The 18,595-nt window shown below is 61.1% G+C and carries 13 protein-coding genes and 1 pseudogene; 5 read left to right on the plus strand and 9 right to left on the minus strand.

What is annotated here, in order from left to right; genetic code table 11:
• Position 1 precedes the first annotated feature (1 nt).
• The gene (locus CAG47_RS08415; protein WP_085724429.1) at positions 2 to 1,510 is read left to right on the plus strand and encodes a glucosyltransferase domain-containing protein; all 1,509 of its coding nucleotides are present in this window, start codon (positions 2 to 4) and stop codon (positions 1,508 to 1,510) included.
• Between the two features lie 27 nt (positions 1,511 to 1,537).
• Here the strand turns inward: CAG47_RS08415 and CAG47_RS08420 are convergent, their stop codons facing one another.
• On the minus strand, positions 1,538 to 3,157 hold the full coding sequence (locus tag CAG47_RS08420; protein WP_085724430.1) for an FMN-binding glutamate synthase family protein: 1,620 nt from the start codon (positions 3,155 to 3,157) through the stop codon (positions 1,538 to 1,540).
• Between the two features lie 152 nt (positions 3,158 to 3,309).
• Positions 3,310 to 3,486: pseudogene (locus CAG47_RS08425) on the minus strand (response regulator transcription factor); the annotation flags it as partial.
• Between the two features lie 126 nt (positions 3,487 to 3,612).
• Here CAG47_RS08425 and CAG47_RS08430 point away from each other — a divergent pair.
• From CAG47_RS08430 to CAG47_RS08440, 3 genes are read left to right on the plus strand one after another with little or no spacing between them, the layout of a single operon-like run.
• Complete coding sequence (locus CAG47_RS08430) at positions 3,613 to 4,047, plus strand: NUDIX domain-containing protein (protein ID WP_085724431.1); 435 nt, start codon at positions 3,613 to 3,615, stop codon at positions 4,045 to 4,047.
• A 23-nt stretch (positions 4,048 to 4,070) separates the two neighbouring features.
• Positions 4,071 to 4,709: a LysE family translocator gene (locus tag CAG47_RS08435; RefSeq protein ID WP_085724432.1), complete on the plus strand. Its 639-nt coding sequence runs from the start codon at positions 4,071 to 4,073 to the stop codon at positions 4,707 to 4,709.
• A 2-nt stretch (positions 4,710 to 4,711) separates the two neighbouring features.
• Positions 4,712 to 5,209, plus strand: a complete 498-nt coding sequence (locus CAG47_RS08440; RefSeq protein ID WP_085724433.1) for a GNAT family N-acetyltransferase — start codon at positions 4,712 to 4,714, stop codon at positions 5,207 to 5,209.
• Between the two features lie 24 nt (positions 5,210 to 5,233).
• On the opposite strand, the gene metR is transcribed toward CAG47_RS08440, so the two are convergent.
• Positions 5,234 to 6,151 (minus strand): transcriptional regulator MetR, encoded by a 918-nt coding sequence (metR, locus tag CAG47_RS08445; RefSeq protein ID WP_085724434.1) that lies wholly within the window; start codon positions 6,149 to 6,151, stop codon positions 5,234 to 5,236.
• Between the two features lie 117 nt (positions 6,152 to 6,268).
• Complete coding sequence (locus tag CAG47_RS08450) at positions 6,269 to 11,491, minus strand: dermonecrotic toxin domain-containing protein (protein WP_085724435.1); 5,223 nt, start codon at positions 11,489 to 11,491, stop codon at positions 6,269 to 6,271.
• Positions 11,492 to 11,711: 220 nt separating this feature from the next.
• Here CAG47_RS08450 and CAG47_RS08455 point away from each other — a divergent pair, with 220 nt between their 5' ends.
• Positions 11,712 to 12,746 carry an alpha/beta fold hydrolase gene (locus CAG47_RS08455; protein ID WP_085724436.1) on the plus strand — a complete coding sequence of 345 codons (1,035 nt, stop codon included), beginning with the start codon at positions 11,712 to 11,714 and terminating at the stop codon, positions 12,744 to 12,746.
• A 131-nt stretch (positions 12,747 to 12,877) separates the two neighbouring features.
• On the opposite strand, the gene CAG47_RS08460 is transcribed toward CAG47_RS08455, so the two are convergent.
• The 5 genes from CAG47_RS08460 to CAG47_RS08480 form a co-directional block, all read right to left on the minus strand.
• Complete coding sequence (locus CAG47_RS08460) at positions 12,878 to 14,206, minus strand: sigma-54 dependent transcriptional regulator (RefSeq protein ID WP_085724437.1); 1,329 nt, start codon at positions 14,204 to 14,206, stop codon at positions 12,878 to 12,880.
• Positions 14,203 to 16,104: a sensor histidine kinase gene (locus tag CAG47_RS08465; protein ID WP_085724438.1), complete on the minus strand. Its 1,902-nt coding sequence runs from the start codon at positions 16,102 to 16,104 to the stop codon at positions 14,203 to 14,205. Before CAG47_RS08465 ends, CAG47_RS08460 begins: the two co-directional genes overlap by 4 nt.
• 222 nt (positions 16,105 to 16,326) lie before the next feature.
• On the minus strand, positions 16,327 to 17,061 hold the full coding sequence (locus CAG47_RS08470; RefSeq protein ID WP_085724439.1) for an amino acid ABC transporter ATP-binding protein: 735 nt from the start codon (positions 17,059 to 17,061) through the stop codon (positions 16,327 to 16,329).
• The gene (locus CAG47_RS08475; RefSeq protein WP_085724440.1) at positions 17,058 to 17,729 is read right to left on the minus strand and encodes an amino acid ABC transporter permease; all 672 of its coding nucleotides are present in this window, start codon (positions 17,727 to 17,729) and stop codon (positions 17,058 to 17,060) included. The genes CAG47_RS08470 and CAG47_RS08475 overlap by 4 nt, the downstream gene beginning before the upstream one ends.
• A complete protein-coding gene (locus CAG47_RS08480; RefSeq protein WP_085724441.1) occupies positions 17,729 to 18,475 on the minus strand; it encodes an amino acid ABC transporter permease in 747 nt (248 codons plus the stop codon). The genes CAG47_RS08475 and CAG47_RS08480 overlap by 1 nt, the downstream gene beginning before the upstream one ends.
• Positions 18,476 to 18,595 lie beyond the last annotated feature (120 nt).

An 18,595-nucleotide genomic window follows, 5' to 3' on the forward strand; every position in this document is an offset into this window, starting at 1 on the left:
CATGGGTCGGTTCGGCGACTTCTTCGTTCGTGAGTTCAGCCGGCACCAGGTCTGGCGGTTTTTTCTGTTCGCGACCTTTTTGTATGTCCTGCCGTTGATCCTCGCCGATTTTCCCTATATCGATGACAACTGGCGCTCGCTGGCGGCGGGCATGGCCTGGACCGAACAGGGGCGACTGTTCGCCCAACTGTTCTATAACGTGCTGACCTTCAGCCATGCCGCGCCGAACATCTTTCCCTTGCCGTTGTTGATCGCCACACTGGCGGTGGCGTCGGCGCTGACCAGCCTGACGTTCCATTACTTCCGCAAGCCAGGCATCGCGTGTTGCCTGGTGCTGTTGCCGCTCTGGTACAACCCGTTCTTTCTGCAGAACCTGTCTTATCAGTACGACGGTCCCGCCACGGCCCTGAGCCTGGTGGCGGTGATCTACGCGATCACCTTTCGTCACCCTTGGCGCAGCGTGCAGTGGTTGGTGCCGTCGTTCCTGATTGCCCTGGCGCTGGGGCTGTATCAGATCAGCCTGAATGTGTTCCTGGGGCTGTGTTGCCTGGAGTTGCTCAGGGCCGCCAACGACAAAACGGCCCCGGTGCCCTGGCGCGACCTGCTGGGCTGGAAAGCCGCCCAGCTCATCCTCGGCGGGATGATCTACAGCGTCAGCGTTTATCCGTTCATGGACTCCAATCGCACGTTACTGCTGGACTGGACGGGGCATCCGTTACTGCAGATCCAGATCAACATTGCCCGGGTCCTGGAAAAGGTCGTGCTGCTGTTCAATGGCGGATGGCTCTGGGTATTTGGCGGGTTGTTGGTATTGGCGATAGCCGGGGCGGTGCGGCTGGGGCTGAACGTAGCGGCGCGTCGGGACGACGGATCGAAGAAGCTGCTGATCGGCCTGATGTGTGTGCTGACAGTTCCGCTGGTGACGCTGCTGGTGTCCGGTGTCGCGTTGTTTTTCCGCGACTTCAACGAAGGCGCCCGCACCTTGATGGGCTTCGCCGTGCTGCTGGTGTTGCTGTGCTATTTGAGTCATCTGGCGCTGGCGTCGATCCATGAGCGACTGCCACTGCTGTTGATGATTCCTCTGCTGGCCATGTTGTCGCTGTCGTTCGCCTACGGCCGGGTGCTGACGGTGCAGAAAACCTTTGCGTCCACGGCGCTGGCCGGTCTTGCGTACGACATCGCCAGCCACCAATCGCTGCGCGAGGCCAGGCGGATCTACATGTCGGTGAGTTATTCCGACTATTGGCTGGTGGCGGCGGCAGGCTCATTCAAGCAACTGCCGGTGCTGCACTACCTGCTCAATACCGACTTTTACATGCTGGCCGAGAATCTGCCGAAAGCGGGCATCGTCAATGTGGTGGCGGAGCGGGAGCGGCGCAACGCGACGCGGGTTGGCTATCAAGGCTTTCCGCCACTCGTGGACAGTCAGTTCTACCGGATTTACCTGATCGGGGATTACGGTTTTATCGTGATGAAAGAGCCGGCCCCGACCAAATCGCTGCGTTGGTGACGCGGGATTTCGATCGGGGCAACGAGGTCATGCCGCTTCTATTTCACTGGGCTCGAAACTGTCGGCCCGGGCCATCTGCCACATCCGCGAGTAGAACTCGCCGTTCACTTCACCGGTCAGCAATTCCCCCGGTTTGAGGAACACATGCAACTGCGAGAACAGCTTGATTTCGGTCGCCGACATGCGTCGCACCAGATGCCTGGCCGATAACTGCGACGGGTGTTCGAGGCCGGCGGCGGCGAGCATTTCCGCCAGGGCCTTGAGGGTGTTGCGGTGGAAGTTGAACACGCGCTGGGCCTTGTCCGGCACCACCAGCGCGCGCTGGCGCAGGGTGTCCTGGGTGGCGACGCCGGTCGGGCATTTGTTGGTGTGGCAGCTCTGCGACTGGATACAGCCAATGGCGAACATGAAGCCGCGTGCCGAGTTGGCCCAGTCTGCGCCGATGGCCAGTACGCTGGCGATGTCGAAGGCGCTGACGATCTTGCCGCTGGCGCCGAGTTTGATCTTGTCCCGCAGGTTCAGGCCCACCAGGGTGTTGTGCACGAACAGCAAGCCTTCGCGCATCGGCACGCCGATGTGGTCGGTGAACTCCACCGGCGCGGCGCCAGTGCCGCCTTCCTTGCCATCGACCACGATGAAGTCCGGGAGGATGCCCGTCTCCAGCATGGCCTTGGCGATGCCCATGAACTCCCACGGATGGCCGAGGCAGAACTTGAAGCCCACCGGTTTGCCGCCGGACAACTCACGCAGTTGCGCGATGAAATGCATCATTTCGATGGGCGTGGAAAACGCGGTATGGCGCGACGGTGACACGCAGTCTTCGCCCATCTGGATACCGCGGGTTTCGGCGATTTCCCGGGTGACCTTATGCTTGGGCAGGATGCCACCATGGCCGGGCTTGGCGCCCTGGCTCATCTTGATCTCGATCATCCGCACCTGCGGCGTCCGGGCTTGTGCCGCGAAGCGCTCCGGGTCGAAGCGGCCGTCGCTGGTGCGGCAGCCGAAATAACCGCTGCCCAATTCCCAGGTCAGGTCGCCGCCGTTTTCCCGATGATAGGGGCTGATGCTGCCTTCGCCGGTGTCATGGGCGAAGTTGCCGAGCTTGGCACCCTGATTCAATGCGCGGATGGCATTGGCACTGAGGGAACCGAAACTCATGGCTGAAATGTTGAACACCGACGCCGAATACGGTTGGGTGCACTGCGGGCCGCCGACCGTGACGCGGAAACTGCTCGGGTCGCTCAATGGCGCCGGGCGCATGGAGTGGCCGATGAATTCGAAGCCCGATTGATACACGTCGATCAGCGTGCCGAAGGGTTTGTCGGCGGTTTCGTTCTTGGCCCGGGAATAGACCAGCGAGCGCTGGGCCCGGGAAAAGGGCAGGGCATCGCTGTCGGATTCGAGCAGGTACTGGCGGATTTCCGGGCGGATGCCTTCGACCAGATAACGGATATTGCCGAGGATCGGGTAGTTACGCCGCACTGCGTGCGGACTCTGCAGCAAGTCGAACAGGCCGATCAGGCTGAGGACGGCAGTGACAGCGGTAATCGGCCAGAGCCAGTCGTATTCGAGAAAGGGCAGGCTGGCGAGGGTGAAGATCACGCAGACGGCAAAGAAGGCGTAGCGGCTCAGGAGTGACAGGCTCATACGGTTTCCTTGGGTTCGGATTCAGTAAGTTCGGCTAAACACTGTGGGAGCGAGCCTGCTCGCGAAGACAGTCTTTCATTCAGCATTTGTGTCGACTGGAACACCGCTTCGCGAGCAGGCTCGCTCCCACAGAAAAGCACGTCAGTGCTGTTTCAGGCATTTTGTGCCTGGAGAAAAATCGAAAACAGCTCGGACTGGGACTTGATGCCCAGCTTGCTGTACATGTGTTTCCTGTGGACTTTCACGGTTTCGACCGAGATTTCCAGCTTACGGGCAATTTCTTTACTGGAGCAACCGCTGAGCATCAAGCGCCCGACATAGACAGGACGCGTTATCGTTCACGTCCATCGCGAGCAGGCTCGCTACCACAGGGGATCGGGTTACTCGCTTTGGTCTTTGATCGAGAGCGGCGGACATGTGATCCTTGCCACTTTTGAGTCAAAGGCCTTCTGTTTATGTCGACGTTTTCCATGCCAGCCACCGGGACCATCCGCATCGCCGCCGCCCTGTTGATCGGTCCTGACGGCCGCACATTGCTGGTGCGCAAGCGCGGCACCACGGCGTTCATGCAGCCGGGTGGCAAGATCGAGCCCCATGAGCTGCCGGTCCATGCCCTGGCCCGGGAGCTGGAAGAGGAACTGGGTCTGGACATCGACCCGGCGCAGGCCGTTTACCTCGGTCACTTCTCGGCGCCGGCCGCCAACGAGCCGGGCCATGTCGTCTACGCCGAGATTTTTCAGTTGCACATCGATGTCGACGTGACACCTGCCGCGGAGATCGAAGAGGTGATCTGGATCGACCCGTCCACCGATGGCGGCGTCAACCTGGCGCCATTGACAAGGGACCTGATCCTGCCGTTTTATCGAGCATCGCTGACTGCGATCGCCTGATCATTACGCAAAGGACCTCGCCCATGATCCCGCTTCAAGACTTGCTGATTTTTGCTGCTGCCGCGTTGCTGATGGTGCTGACGCCGGGGCCGAACATGATCTACCTGATCTCCCGGTCGATCTGCCAGGGGCGCAAGGCCGGGGTGATCTCGCTGCTTGGGGTGGTCGCTGGATTCTTCGTGCACCTGTTCGCAGCCGCTGCCGGTTTGACGGCGGTGTTCCTGGCGGTGCCGATGGCCTATGAAGTGTTGAAGTGGGCCGGTGCGCTGTATCTGCTGTGGCTGGCCTGGCAGGCGGTCAAGCCCGGTGCGCGCTCGCCGTTCGAAGCGCAGCAGTTACCCCCGGATTCGTCGCGCAAGCTCATCACCATGGGTTTTCTGACCAGTGCCCTGAACCCGAAAATCGCGGTGTTCTATCTGTCGGTGTTCCCGCAGTTCATCACACCGGAGCACGGCTCGGTGTTCAGCCAGAGCATCATCCTCGGCCTGACCCAGATCAGCGTCAGCTTCTCTGTCAATCTGCTGATCGCCATGTTTGCCGCGGGCATCGCCTCGTGGTTCGTCAACAATCCGACCTGGCTGGCGATGCAGCGCTATTTCATGGGCCTCGTATTGTCAGGGCTGGCGGTGCGGCTGATGCTTGAGCAAAAACGGATGGCTTGAGCATGTGGATCGAACGACTGGATGCCAGCCATGCCCTGGACTATCGGGCGTTGATGCTCGAAGCCTACGACTTGCATCCACAGGCCTTCACCTCGAGTGTGCGCGAGCGGGCGGCGATGCCGCTGGGCTGGTGGGAGTCGCGCCTGACCGGCAAGCTGGACCTGGTGCTCGGGGCGTTCGATGAAGGTCGGTTGGCCGGCATTGTCGGCCTCGCGTTCGAGTCTCGGGAAAAAGCCCGGCACAAAGTGACGCTGTTTGGCATGTACGTGACTGCCAGGGTTCGCCAGCGCGGGCTCGGCTATAAACTGGTTCAGGCCGCATTGGCCGAGGCGCAGAACCACGCGGGCGTGCGCCTGATCCAGTTGACCGTCACCGCTGGCAACGATGCCGCGTTCAACCTCTACCAGCGCTGCGGTTTCGTCCAGTTCGGCCTGGAACCGATGGCCGTGCGGGTGGGGGAGGATTACTTCGACAAACTCCATATGTGGCGCGAAATATAAGGATCACCAGGGGCTTTTGTTGCTCTATCGAACTGCGCTAACACCGTCCAATGTCGAAAACGACGTGTCCTTGGCCGTCAGCAGGAAGTCGCGCATGTACGGCGCATCGAGCATGTCGGCGCGAACCGCCGCATACAACGTGGCGAACAGGCCTTTCTCACCCAGCCGCTTGGCTTTCACATAACCCCGCGAACTGTATTCATGCAGTGCCCAATGGGGCATGCCGCACACGCCGCGACCGCTGGCCACCAGTTGCATCATCATCACCGTCAGTTCCGAAGTGCGCACCTGGGCCGGCTCGATGTCGGCGGGTTCGAGGAAGCGGGTGAAAATGTCCAGCCGGTCCCGTTCCACCGGGTAGGTGATCAGGGTTTCCGGGAGCAGGTCTTCGGGGACGATATACGCCTTGCCGGCCAGGCGGTGCTGGTTGGCCACCGCCAGCATCGCTTCATAGGTGAACAGCGGTACATAGGTGATCCCGACCAGATCCACAGGGTCGGAGGTGACCACCAGGTCCAGGTCGCCACGGGCCAGGGCCGGCAGTGGGGCGAAGGAGAAACCCGAGGCCAGGTCCAGTTCGACTTCCGGCCAGGCGTCGCGGAACTGGTCGATGGTCGGCATCAGCCACTGGAAGCAGCTGTGGCATTCGATGGCCATGTGCAGGCGCCCGGCGGTGCCACCGGCCAACCGGCTGATGTCACGCTCGGCGGCGCGCAGCAGCGGCAGGGTGGCGTCGGCCAGTTGCAGCAGGCGCAAACCGGCGCTGGTGAAGCGCACCGGTTTGGTCTTGCGCACGAACAGCGGCATGCCCATGCGCTCTTCCAGCTCCTTGAACTGGTGGGACAGGGCTGATTGAGTCAAGTGCAGGCGATCAGCCGCATCCACCAGGCTGTCGGCTTCGCGCAGGGCGTGCAGGGTCTTGAGGTGACGGATTTCAAGCACCGTAGGCTCCATGAGGAAAACTTGTCGATAAATCGAAAAGATTGAGTTTGTCTCATGTTGATGTCGCTGTCGACCACCAGCACGGCGGAACACATTGCGTGCTCCGCCGTTGCTGCTTTACAGCGAGGAAAAGTGCTTGTTGCCCAGTGGTTTGCCAATGTCACCACGCCAGATCGCTTCGACCGGACCGCCACTGGCAGCCACCTCTTTCTGCCATTGCAGGCCCAGATTGCGTTGTTCCGGCAGTTTCAGATGAGCTTTGACGAAGTCGCTGAATTGCGGCTTGGCCGAGGTGTAGTGGAAGTGTGCGTACCACAGGATTTGCGCCGGTTCGCTGCGCAGGTCGCGTACCTCGTACTCCTGCAGGAAATCCCGTCGCCCGTCCGCGCGTTTGCCCAGGTCCCGTAGACCGCCTTCCTTGCGAATATCCACCACCTTCTGTTCCAGCAGATAGTCCAGGTAGCCCTCGGTCGGGGTTTTGCTTTTCATGCTTTGATCGATACGCAGAGTGCGCCCCGCACGCCGCATTTCATCCGCTCGTCTGCGCAATTGCGCCGCGATGGACTCAGTCGGTGACAGTCGTTCGATGGCCTCGGCACGCAAGATCAACTCCGCGGCTTCGCTGTCCATCATGTGCTCCAGGTCGATCGGCGACATGTCCTGGGTTGCATAGCTCCGGACCTTGGCCTTGTAGTTGTCCAGCGCTTGGAGTCGACCGCGGGCATCGGTCAGCAATGCGTCCAGGTCTCTTCGAATGGTTTGAACCGGTTGCTCCACGGGACTGACCTGGCGAAATTTGCCATGGGTGTCCTGCTCCCAGACTTCGTTGATTCCGCCTTCGCCAGTCAGGTTGTATCGCCGCGTTTGAGTGGTCGGCTCCCAGTGCTCGACGCCGATCAGCAGGTGATCGTCATTGGTCATGAAGATTTTCTTGTTGCCATGCCCCGGAGCGGAGGTTGCTATCGGTTCCTGAATACCCTTGCGTGCCCGTTCGGCCATCCTTTCGATGCCCTCCATCAACGGAGCGACCCACTCCAGGTGAAAGTGCTGTGGATAACTGGCGGTCCAGATATTCATTTCGCGGCGAAACAGATCGTATGCCTCAAGGCAGTCACGCAGTATTTGAGTCCGTTGCGCCTTGGTCGCGGTGACTTCAGGCAGGCTGAATTGAGTGAACAATGCACGATCCACCCTGGCCCGCAGGTTCCGGGACTGCTGTTGCAGATAGAGCCACGAGATATCGTTGGCCGTATCGAAACGCTTGATCACTTCCAGGAGGTGTCCGGTTTTCAGGTAAAGCTTGTTGGCCTCGCTCAGGCGTCCTGTGAGCATTCTGGCGGTTGGCGTGAATTGTTTCTTGTGTGCGGGGACGGTCAGCTGCTCGTACCACAGATTGAAATCGCGATGGATGGCATCGATGGCGTCCAGTTCGCGGACGAAGTCCACGCGCACCTTGCGAATGCGCTCGAGAACGCGCAGGCGCGAGGCGAGGTCATCGTGGGGCATCCGGTCCAGGCGCAGGATGAGGGCGTCGCTCAGATCCAGCAATTCAACCGCGCGATGATTGGCAAAGTACAGGCGCTGCTGGTGTCGGTCAGCCAGGATCAGCGCGTCATCGCTCTGCATCTCCACGAGGGCACGCCTTTTACTGCCGTGGTTCAGAGGCAATAGATCAACCAGTGTCTGGTAATGCCTGGAAGCCATTTCAATATCAGTGATGCAGGACGTATCGGCGATCTCTCTGATTGCCGCGCGATTCGCGATAGTGCTGCTGTTGTAACTTCGCAGCAGGGTATTGGTCCGTGACACTTGGGCGTCGAGTTGCGGCGCCAGGTTGTCGGCAGCCTCAGTCAATGCCTGTAGCCGACGAAAACGCTGATCGGTCCACCAGCGTGGCAAGCGTTCGCGAATCGCCGCTGGCCAGAGAGGATCGAGTCCGTCGGCCAGGTGACCGAGGACGGCACCGCCACCGAGCCCCCCACCTTCGAACGTCTTGCCGTGGACATGGAAGTAAGTATCCCAGTCACCCGCTTCATCAACCGCAATGGGTTGCTTGTAGGTTTTCATTCGAGTGCCGGTCAAACGCCAGTTTCGTGAGTCGTTGCTCCACTCGATCTGGAAAATGCGACCCTGTCGAACGATGAAGTCGCCGTCTGCATGCCGATAGACATTGCGGTAAATCCCGTGGGTCCCTGGTTGCAGGCTGGCAAGGCTGATCAGGTTTTCGTACTCGTAACCCGCAAAACGTTCGACAACTTGCCTGGCATGACGGAGGGTCCTCAAGGGACGTAGTGACTTTATTCCAAGCTGTCGTACTCGCGTCAGCGAACGAGCGGCCGCCGCCGGGCTGGAACCGATGGATGCACCGGGAACAATATCCATCGCGGCGTCGATCAATGACATCAGCACCGCCTCCACTTCGGCCAGACCATGACCGACATCGCCACGCAGGAAAGCAGCAACCGCCAGATTCGCGCTGCTCCAGGCGTCATACAAGGCGATGGCCGAGCCCACGAAAGGCACCATGCCCAAGGCCATTTTCAGGTAGTTGAACAGAGCGCCGCACTTCAATGCGGCACGCTCAAAGTACAAGGCATCGTTGGAGCGCGATGTCGTCCGGTGCGCTTGGAGCAAACGGCCCATATGGACATTGACCAGGTGGACCGCTAGTGAGGTGGTGGCCGGCCAGGCCGTTCCCGTGCCGATCAAGGCATCGTGGTTTTTCAACAACGCCTGGTTGATCCGGTTGATGTGCTGTTCAAAATTGCCATGAATGGCGCGGTCGGCCAGGTAGTTGACCGTTTGTGTGTGCAGGCACAGGTTGAACAGGGCTTTGCGCGCTTCTTCGAGCGTGTCGTACTGGCGTAGAAAGATGCCGTCAGGACTGTCGGGCAGGTAAAGCAGGGTCAGGTCGCTGACCTGTTCCACGATAAAGGTGACACCGGCCAGGGTGCTCGGTCCCTGATGCGGGGTGTCCTCACCGCCCGCCGTCAGGTTCGCCGGCAACAGCACGATGCGTTTGCCGTTGGCCGCATAGGCTTCACGGCTATTGGCGTCGATGGCGATCTCCAGCAATTGGTGCCCGTCGGCGCTGATCTGCCGTTGCAGCAAAGCGAACTCGCCTTGCAATTTGAGCATCAGGCGCCACGGCTCGCTCAGGCATTCGCGACGATGTTCATTGCTGAAGGTCGACGCGCCCCCGCTGCCGAGGAAGGTCTCGCGGATCAGCGTTTCATATTGCCCGGCCAGGTCAAGTTCGGTAACCAGCGCGCGCAACCACATCTGGCTGATGCCGCTTTGCAACCGCTGACGTTGCGCCTCATCGGCCCCGCTGATCTCGACTCGCATGAACGTCAGGCGCAGCCACATGGCTTCATCGATATTGCCGAGTGCCAGTTCGGCGAGCGACAGCTTGCTGCGCTGCTGGCTGGCAAACAGCATGTTTTGCTGAGGTGTGCCCGGCGCGGCACCCTCCATGACGACTTTCTGCCAGTAGGTAGAGTCAGGCAGGTCGAGCAGTACCTCGATCTTTTGTGTGAGGCCGAAATCCTGGCGCAGCTTTATGTCGATGGCTTTTTCAGCGAAGGCTTCCCTTGGCGGCAGTTCGCGTTCGAGCAGTGCATGGGAGCGCTTCATCGCCTCGATGTAGGCAGTGAATAACCCTTTGAGTCGCGAGCGCTGAGCCTCGGACAGCGTGCCAAGCCATTGTGGCAAGTTGCCCGCCAATATGCCGCTCCGGTGTTGCTCGAGCAATTGCGCGTAAGCCAGTTCTCGCGCAGCCGGGATGGGCACTGTGAGGCTGGCCAGGGCTTGCTCGCGCAGTTTCTCCAGGGCCTGGCGGCGCTGATCGGCACGTTGCGGCGTGGGATTGTCAGCAATGATTCGGGCTGCCTGTTGTTCGTGGGCATGAAGCTGGGTTTGCAAGGCGTATTCGAACGGGTTGCGGGTCAGCGGCAGCAGTTGCAGCGTTTGCGTGTTTTCGTTGGCTGATAACTTGAACAACTCTTGCTCCATTGCCTGGCGAGAGGCGAACCGTTGCAGGCCCCCAAAACGTCCGGGCCAATAGAGCAACAGACTGTCGGTGGCTGTCTGCAACAGGGCCGATGCACGGGCGAATACCAATACGCCGTCCAATTCCCGGGTTTGCGTCGTCGTGGTGTCACCCTCGCTGACAGTCGCCGAGAGCTCCAGTCGCGCAACCACGCGATCTGCCGGTCGAGCTTGATCGGGGGCGTCGAGCACCGTGGTGATCCACTGATGTTCTTCACTGTCGATCTGATTCAGGCTCAATTGCAGCTCGGCTTCGGCACGCAGGCCGGTCAGGCGCGCCTGGTACAGGGCGGCGTAATGCGGGCCTGGCTGGTGGCGCAGTTCCAGCAGTTGCTGTGCATTGACGCTGTACAGGAGTGCGCTTGCTGCGTCGGTGCTGGCTTGCTCGGCAGCGCTCAGCGCGTCGAATTTCAGTTGCAGTCGTTGCAGGCGCGGATCGTTGGGGTCTGGAAAGTCCGGGCCGAGCAGATTCTCCAGTGCCGATTGCTGTTTCAGCACGGCACTGCGTCGCAAGCCAAATGGAATGTCGGGGCTCAGTTGGCCAAACGGGGCAATGTCGTCGTTTGCGTCCGGCATTGGCAGATCCGGTGGCGAGGCAAAAACCGTCGCATAGCGTTGCCGGTCGGCGGCCGACATGGCTAATCGCGCCAACAGGGATTCGGCACTTTTCGACAGCTCGGGTTTGTCGAGCACGCTGTAGCTGATGGTGACGTTGCTGGCTTGCGATTGAGGTTGCTCGAGCAGTTGCGCCTGCTGTTGGTTCAGCCAGCGCTCCATGCTGTTGCGGTCGTCAAAGGTCATCCAGTGCGCTTGTCGAGACGGCAAGTACAGCATCTGGGTGACGGGGTGGTCGGTATCGCGGGTAATGACCAGCGCTCCCGGCAGCTCAGGGGACCGACCGCTGTGGCCCGCGAGCGAGAGCATTTCGACGTAAACCCGGACCTCGGGTGTTGTTGCTTGCGCTGTCGGATTGACGAGGTCCAGCAGCACGTTGATCTGTTCGGTATTCAAGGTGCCTTGGGCGAACGCCAATTGGCACGACGCCTCGAAATGCTGGCGATACAAACCAATGGCCTGTGCCTTGCGTGAAAGGTCCGTGCCATGTGCGCGTGCCTGCCACCAGTCGGCGGTCAACGGCGATTGCTGGTCTTGTGCCATGAGTGCGAGCCACTGGACGCGGCAGTCGTTGCAGCGCGCCGAAGCGCTCAGTATCAGGCTTTCATCCAGGCTGGACGGCAAAGTGCGTGTGAGACCGAAGTCGCTCGGTAAGGGGGTGTGTTCGTCGACCATGACGATAGTTCTCCAAAGGGCCGGGCTTGTGCCGGCGTTGCCCCCATTAAAGGTTCGTCGTACCAGGAACTGGCGGTACATAGTTAACGCGCAGTGCGCTTTTGTTTCTCGTCGACCGCTCGGCACTCTTCATCAAACTGTCATGGAACTGTGGCAGCGCGCTTGAACAAACTTCATCAGACTCGCGCTCTACTGGGGTTCTGCGTTTTGGTGTTTTTTCATGGGCGCTTCATTTCTTTCACGAGTCGTATTTTTGGCCGCGCTGTTGTTCGGCCTGCCGTCCCTGGCGGCTGCGCGTTGTGACGTCAATGTTCCGACCGAACGGGCGGATCTGGCCCAGGTAAGCCTGGCGTACCAGAGCATCGGCCGTGCGTCTGATCCGGCCTTGCTGCTGGTGATGGGCCTGGGCGGGCAGTTGATTCACTGGCCGGACGAGGTGGTGGTCGCCCTGTGCCAGCAGGGTTTCCGGGTGATCCGCTATGACAATCGCGATGTCGGCCTGTCGACCTGGCGGCAAGCTCCGGCCGAAGTCAACCTGACCTTCGAAGTGCTGCGCTACAAACTCGGATTGCCGGTGTCGTCGCCGTACTCGCTGACCGACATGGCCGACGATGGCCTGGGTTTGATGGACGCCTTGCACATCGATCAATTCCACGTGTTGGGCGCCAGCATGGGCGGGATGATCGCCCAGCACATGGCGGCCATGGCACCGCAGCGGGTCGAGAGCCTGACCCTGATCATGACCAGCTCCGGGGCCGAAGGCTTGCCGGCGCCGAATGCGGCGCTGGTGCAGTTGTTGGCCCGGCGCGGAGCTCCGAACCGCGCAGTGGCCCTGGAGCAACAGGCCGACTTGCTGGCGGCGCTGGGCAGCCCGATGGTCACTGATGATCGTCAGGCGCTGCTGCATCAGGCGGCGCAGTCCTATGACCGGGCGTTCAACCCCGAGGGCGTGAAACGCCAGATCATGGCCATTCTCGCCGAGCCGAGCCGGGTGGCGCTGCTCAACCGGTTGCGGGTGCCGGCGCTGGTGGTGCATGGCACGGCCGACCCGCTGCTGCCAGTGATGCACGGGGTGCATCTGGCGGCGCATCTGCGTGGCAGTCAGTTGATCCTGATTCCGGGCCTGGCCCATCGTTTCCAGGAGGCGTTCAAGGCGCCGTTGCTGGCGGCGGTGTTGCCGTACTTGCGCGAGCACCGTGAAGACACCTCGCACTGGGCGCAGATCGAGCCTGTGGCCGATCGCAACCTCCTCTAACCCTGATGACCTGTAGGAGCGAGTGCCCGCTTGCGGCATGCTCGCGATGGCGTCGGGTCAGTCGATATCATCCTTGGCTGAAACACCGCCATCGCGAGCGTGCTCGCTCCTACAGGGGGATACCTGGTCCGTCAGTGGCTCAGGCCGTACTTCTTCACTTTGTCGAACAGCGTGGTCTTGGCCATGCCCAGTTCCTGGCTGGCCTGGGTCAGGTTGCCGCCGCTGCGTTGCAAGGCATCGCTGAGCAGGTTGCGCTCGAACGCTTCCACCGCTTCGGCAAAGGCCAGGCCCTGATTGCCGCCGCCTGCACCGGTTTTCTTGAACGCCGGCAGGCCCAGGGCAAAGCGTTCGGCAACGTTGCGCAGTTCACGCACGTTGCCTGGCCAGTCGTGGCTCATCAGGTTGGAGACGGTCTGGTTGTCCAACTCCGGCACCGCGCGGTCGAAGCGCAGGGACGACTGCTGCAGAAAGTGTTCGAACAGTTGCAGGATGTCCTCGCGGCGTTCGCGCAGGGGTGGCAGTTCCAGGGTCACTACGTTGAGGCGGTAATACAGGTCGCTGCGGAATTCGCCGGCCTTGCTCGACTGGACGAGATCGGATTTGGTCGCCGCGATCACCCGGCAATCCACCGCCACGCTCTGGTTCGAACCGAGGCGCTCGAGGGTGCGTTCCTGCAACACCCGCAGCAGTTTGATCTGCAAGGGCAGGGGCATGCTTTCCACTTCGTCGAGGAACAGCGTGCCGCCGTCGGCGTGTTCGATCTTGCCGATCCGCCGCTTGCCCGCGCCGGTGAAGGCGTTGGCTTCGTGGCCGAAAATTTCACTTTCGAAGAGGTTTTCCGGCAGGCCGCCGCAGTTCAGGGCGACGAACTGCTTGGTGTGCCGCCGACTGAAATCATGCAGGCAGCGCGCGACCAGCTCCTTGCCGGTGCCAGTCTCGCCTTCGATCAGCACGTTGGCCGAGGTATCGGCGACATTGGCGATCAGTTCCCGCAAATTCTGCATGGCCGGCGAGCGTCCGATGATCCGCCCTTCGAGGGAGTCGCGCTCGGCCAGTTGCCGGCGCAGCGACGATACCTCCCGCGCCAGGCTGCGTTGCTCCAGCGCGCGGCGGGCCACGTCCACCAGGCGTTCCGGGGAGAACGGCTTTTCCATGAAGTCGTAGGCGCCTTTCTGCATCGCGCCGACGGCCATGGAGATGTCGCCATGCCCGGTGATCAGCACCACCGGCAAGCTGCGGTCGCGGGCCTTGAGCCGGGTCAGCAATTCCAGGCCATCGATGCCCGGCAGGCGAATGTCGCTGATGACGATGCCGGCAAAGTTGTCGCCGACCTGCTCCAGGGCCTCTTCGGCACTGCCCACGCCAATGCAGGGAATGTCTTCCAGGGTCAGTGCCTGTTGGCAACCGAGCAGCACATGGGGGTCGTCTTCGACGATCAATACACTAAGGTCGTTGTTCATATTGGCTCGGCGGGAGTGAGGCTTACCAACGGTAAACTGAGAACGAATGCGGTACCACCGCTGGACGGGTGCTCGACGCCCAGGTGACCGCCGGTGGCGGCGGCCAGGCTGGCGGAAAGGGTCAGGCCAAGGCCCAGGCCCTGTTCGCCGGGTTTGGTGGTGAAGAACGGTTCGAACAGGTGCTTGCGCGCTTCGGCGTCGATGCCGTGGCCATTGTCCCGCACGCGCAGGCGGTATTTGCCATCGAACGCTTCGCCTTCGAGCCACAGCTCGGGTTGCGGTTGCGCTTGCATGGCGTCGAGGGCGTTGCCGATCAGGTTGACCAGAATCTGCTCCAGACGGGTCTGGTCGATCTGCACCTGCACAGCTTCGAAGTGGCGGTGCAATTGCAGCGGGGTGTTTTCCACTCGCGCGCCGTGCAATTGCAGGGCCGCGTCCACCGCCTTGCCGAGGCAGGCCTGGCCCTTGTCGTCACCGCGGCGGGCGAACGAGCGCAGGCTGGCGGTGATCCGACCCATGCGGTCGATCAGTTCATTGATGGTCTTGAGGTTGGTGCTGGCCACATCGAGCTGGCCGCGTTCGAGGAAGCGCACGGTATTGCCGGACAGGGTGCGCAGCGCCGCCAGCGGCTGGTTCAGTTCGTGGGCAATGCTGGTGGACATCTGGCCGATGGCCGCGAGTTTTCCGGCCTGTACCAATTCATCCTGGGCGCGGCGCAGGGTCTCTTCGGCGTGCCGGCGTTCGCGGATCTGGCCCTTGAGCCGTTCGTTGCTGGCGCGCAGGTCGGTGGTGCGTTCGGCAATCCGACGCTCCAGCTGGTTGTTGGCTTCCTGCAAGGCTTCCCGGGCGGCGAGGCGAGTGGCGATCACCTTGCGCCGCTCGTTCCAGGCGATCAGCAGAAAGGCACAGAGGGCAAACGCCACGGCCACCAGAATCCCCTGGTTTATCGCCTCGCGGCGCAAGTCCTGGAGCGGCGTGAGCAGGGTGAAATTCCACGGCGTATCGCTGAGCGGCCGGGTTTGCGACAGGTAGCTGATGTTTTCATCGTCGGACACTAGTTCACTGTTGGCCGGGAACGTGAGTTTTTCCACGCCTTCGGACAGGGTTTCCCGGGCCAGCGGTTGCAGTTCGTTGAGCGGGAACCAGTAGTACTGCAGGCTGCGGGCGAGTTTTTCCTTGGTTTCTTCGCTCAGTGGCACTACCGATTTCAAACGCCGGGCCGGATCGCTGGACAGAATGATGATGCCGTTTTCGTCGCTGACGAAGGCTTCCAGGCGAGCTCGCTGCCAGCGTTCTTCCATGGCCTCCAGGCGCACCTTGACCACCGCGACGCCGATGATCTTGCCGTGTTCTTCCAGGCCATGGGCCAGGTAGTAGCCGGGTTCGCCGTTGGTGCTGCCGATGCCATAGAAACGCCCCGGCTGACCGCGCACGGCATTCTGGAAATAGGCGCGGAAGGACAGGTCTTCACCCAGGTAACTGTCGACATCGCGCCAGTTACTGGTGGCCATGACGCGGCCGGTGGTGTCCATCACGTAGATGGCCCGACTGCGGCTGCGCCGGTTCAGGCCTTCGAGGTAATCGTTGACCCTTTGCCGGTGTTCCGGAGTCGGGTCGGCCAGCAACTGCGAAACACTGGTTTCGAGTTCCAGCAGGCTGGGCAGGTAGGTGTATTTGCTGATTTCGCTTTCGACGGCACGGGCGTGCAGTTCCAGCTGGCGCTGGCCGTTCTCGCCGAGGCTGCGAATGCCATAGTGCTCACTGATCCAGAAGCCGATATAGCCCAGTCCGATCATCATGGCGATGATCAGCGGTGGGAGGAACAAATGGCGAACCAGACGGGGTTTCACGGCGAGTGATGGCGACGCTGCGCGATAAAGATTGGGGTCGCATTTCATCACAGATGCCTTGGGGTCAACCACAACACAAATCTCAATACCACCACGATCCCTGTGGGAGCTGGCTCTGTGGCGAGGGGGCTTGCCCCCGTTCGGCTGCGAAGCAGTCGTAAACCCATCGCATGCGGTCTGAGTTCAAAACGCCGGGGCCGCTTCGCGACCCAACGGGGGCAAGCCCCCTCGCCACAAAAGCCCGCTCCCACTGGGGGCGTGGTGTTTTTCTTAGTGCTGCAGAATCTTGTTGAGGAAGTGCTGCGTACGCTCGGCACGATGGTTGATGTCGCCGAAGAACTCTTCTTTCTTGCAGTCTTCGATGATCTTGCCGGCGTCCATGAAGATGACGCGGTCAGCCACTTTGCGGGCGAAGCCCATTTCGTGGGTCACGCACATCATGGTCATGCCCTCGTGGGCCAGTTGCACCATCACGTCGAGTACTTCGTTGACCATTTCCGGGTCCAGTGCCGAGGTCGGTTCGTCGAACAGCATGACGATCGGGTCCATCGCCAGCGCACGGGCAATCGCCACACGCTGTTGCTGGCCACCGGACAGTTGGCCCGGGTGCTTGTGGGCGTGAGCCGACAGGCCTACACGGTCCAGCAACTGCAGGCCTTTCTTGGTGGCCTCTTCCTTGCTGCGGCCCAGCACCTTGATCTGCGCGATGGTCAGGTTTTCGGTGATGGTCAGGTGCGGGAACAGTTCGAAATGCTGGAACACCATGCCCACGCGCGAGCGCAGCTTGGGCAGGTTGGTTTTCGGGTCGGCAATGGAAGTGCCGTCGACCACGATGTCACCTTTCTGGAACGGTTCCAGGGCGTTGACGCATTTGATCAGGGTCGATTTGCCGGAACCGGACGGCCCGCACACCACGATCACTTCGCCTTTCTTGACCTCGGTGCTGCAATCGGTCAGCACCTGGAAGTCGCCATACCACTTGTTGATGTTCTTGATGGAGATCATACGGTGATCCTTTTTTGCAGGCGCTTGACCAACTGCGAGGCGGCAAAGCTGATGATGAAGTACACGAGCCCTGCAAAGATCAGGAACTCATTGGAGCGGCCGATGATGTCGCCGCTGGCACGCGAAGCGTTGAGGAAGTCCACCAGGCCGACGGCGTAGACCAGCGAGGTGTCCTGGAACAGGATGATGCTCTGTTGCAGCAACAGTGGCGTCATCTTGCGGAACGCCTGCGGCAGGATGATCAGGCGCATCATCTGGCCGTAAGTCATGCCCAGTGCCTTGGCGGCACCCATCTGGCCCTTTGGAATCGACTGCACGCCGGCCCGGACGATTTCGCAGAAGTACGCCGCTTCGAACATCATGAAGGCCACGATGCACGAGGTGAACGCGCCGATCGGGGTGTCCTCGCCAGTGATCCAGCGCAGCACGAACGGCACCGCCAGGTAGAACCAGGTGATCACCAGCAGCAGCGGAATCGAACGGAAGTAGTTGACGTAGGCACCGGCCATGTTCGACAGCAGCTTGCTGTGGGACAGACGGCACAGCGCTAGGATGGTGCCGAGGATGATCCCGCCGATGACGCCCATGGCCATCAGCTTGAGGGTCATGATCATGCCGTTCCACAGGCCCGGCAGGGACGGGACGATGCCCGAGAAATCGAATTCCATCATTTACCCCCTACGGAGATCAGGCCCGGAACGGCAACCTTCTTCTCGACCATGCGCATCAGCAGCATCAGGCTCATGTTCAGGGTGAAGTAGATCAGTGTGGCCAGGGTGAACGCTTCGAACAGGTTGGCCGAGAATTCGGCGGTCTGTTTGGTCTGCGCCAGCAACTCCATCAGGCCGATCAGCGAGGCCACGGACGAGTTCTTGAAGACGTTGAGAAATTCCGAGGTGAGCGGCGGAATGATGATCCGGTAGGCCTGGGGCAGCAGCACGTTCCAGTAGATCTGCGGCAGGTTGAAACCCATGGCGCGGGCCGCGGATTCCTGGCCTTTGGGCAGCGCCTGGATGCCGGTACGCACTTGTTCGCAAACACGGGCGGCGGTGAACAGGCCCAGGCACACGACGACGCTGAGGAAGGCCGAGGTGGTCGGGTTCAGGTCCTGCTTGTACCACTCCTGCAGGTCGGGCGGCAGCAGATCGGGCACCAGGAAGTACCAGATGAACAGCTGAACCAGCAGCGGCACGTTACGGAAGAGTTCGACGTAGCAGGTGGCGATGCCCGATACGATGCGGTTCGGCACGGTGCGCATGACACCCAGGATCGAGCCCAGTGTCAGGGCGATGATCCAGGCCGCGACGGCGATGCCGATGGTCCAGCCCAGACCGGAGATGAACCAGTCGAGATAGGTCTCGCTGCCCACGCCGGTGGACTTGAAGAACACGCCCCAGTCCCAGTTGTAATTCATTAGGGTCTCCCCTCAGATCAATCGATGTACAAGTACCCGCCTGGGGGAAAGTTCCGTCCCCACCCGATCTTGTCGATCGGGCACACGCGACCAGCTCGATAGCCACCGGTTCGAGTGTTT

The organism is Pseudomonas sp. R37(2017) (assembly GCF_002113375.1).
Classification (GTDB): Bacteria; Pseudomonadota; Gammaproteobacteria; order Pseudomonadales; family Pseudomonadaceae; genus Aquipseudomonas.

Coding starts and splice junctions, on each gene's coding strand:
- CAG47_RS08465 (WP_085724438.1), bottom strand. CDS start 16,104: ATGAAATGCGACCCCAATCTTTATCGCGCAGCGTCGCCATCACTCGCC.
- CAG47_RS08420 (WP_085724430.1), bottom strand. CDS start 3,157: ATGAGCCTGTCACTCCTGAGCCGCTACGCCTTCTTTGCCGTCTGCGTG.
- CAG47_RS08430 (WP_085724431.1), top strand. CDS start 3,613: ATGTCGACGTTTTCCATGCCAGCCACCGGGACCATCCGCATCGCCGCC.
- CAG47_RS08475 (WP_085724440.1), bottom strand. CDS start 17,729: ATGGAATTCGATTTCTCGGGCATCGTCCCGTCCCTGCCGGGCCTGTGG.
- CAG47_RS08450 (WP_085724435.1), bottom strand. CDS start 11,491: ATGGTCGACGAACACACCCCCTTACCGAGCGACTTCGGTCTCACACGC.
- CAG47_RS08440 (WP_085724433.1), top strand. CDS start 4,712: ATGTGGATCGAACGACTGGATGCCAGCCATGCCCTGGACTATCGGGCG.
- CAG47_RS08470 (WP_085724439.1), bottom strand. CDS start 17,061: ATGATCTCCATCAAGAACATCAACAAGTGGTATGGCGACTTCCAGGTG.
- CAG47_RS08455 (WP_085724436.1), top strand. CDS start 11,712: ATGGGCGCTTCATTTCTTTCACGAGTCGTATTTTTGGCCGCGCTGTTG.
- CAG47_RS08435 (WP_085724432.1), top strand. CDS start 4,071: ATGATCCCGCTTCAAGACTTGCTGATTTTTGCTGCTGCCGCGTTGCTG.
- CAG47_RS08415 (WP_085724429.1), top strand. CDS start 2: ATGGGTCGGTTCGGCGACTTCTTCGTTCGTGAGTTCAGCCGGCACCAG.
- CAG47_RS08480 (WP_085724441.1), bottom strand. CDS start 18,475: ATGAATTACAACTGGGACTGGGGCGTGTTCTTCAAGTCCACCGGCGTG.
- CAG47_RS08460 (WP_085724437.1), bottom strand. CDS start 14,206: ATGAACAACGACCTTAGTGTATTGATCGTCGAAGACGACCCCCATGTG.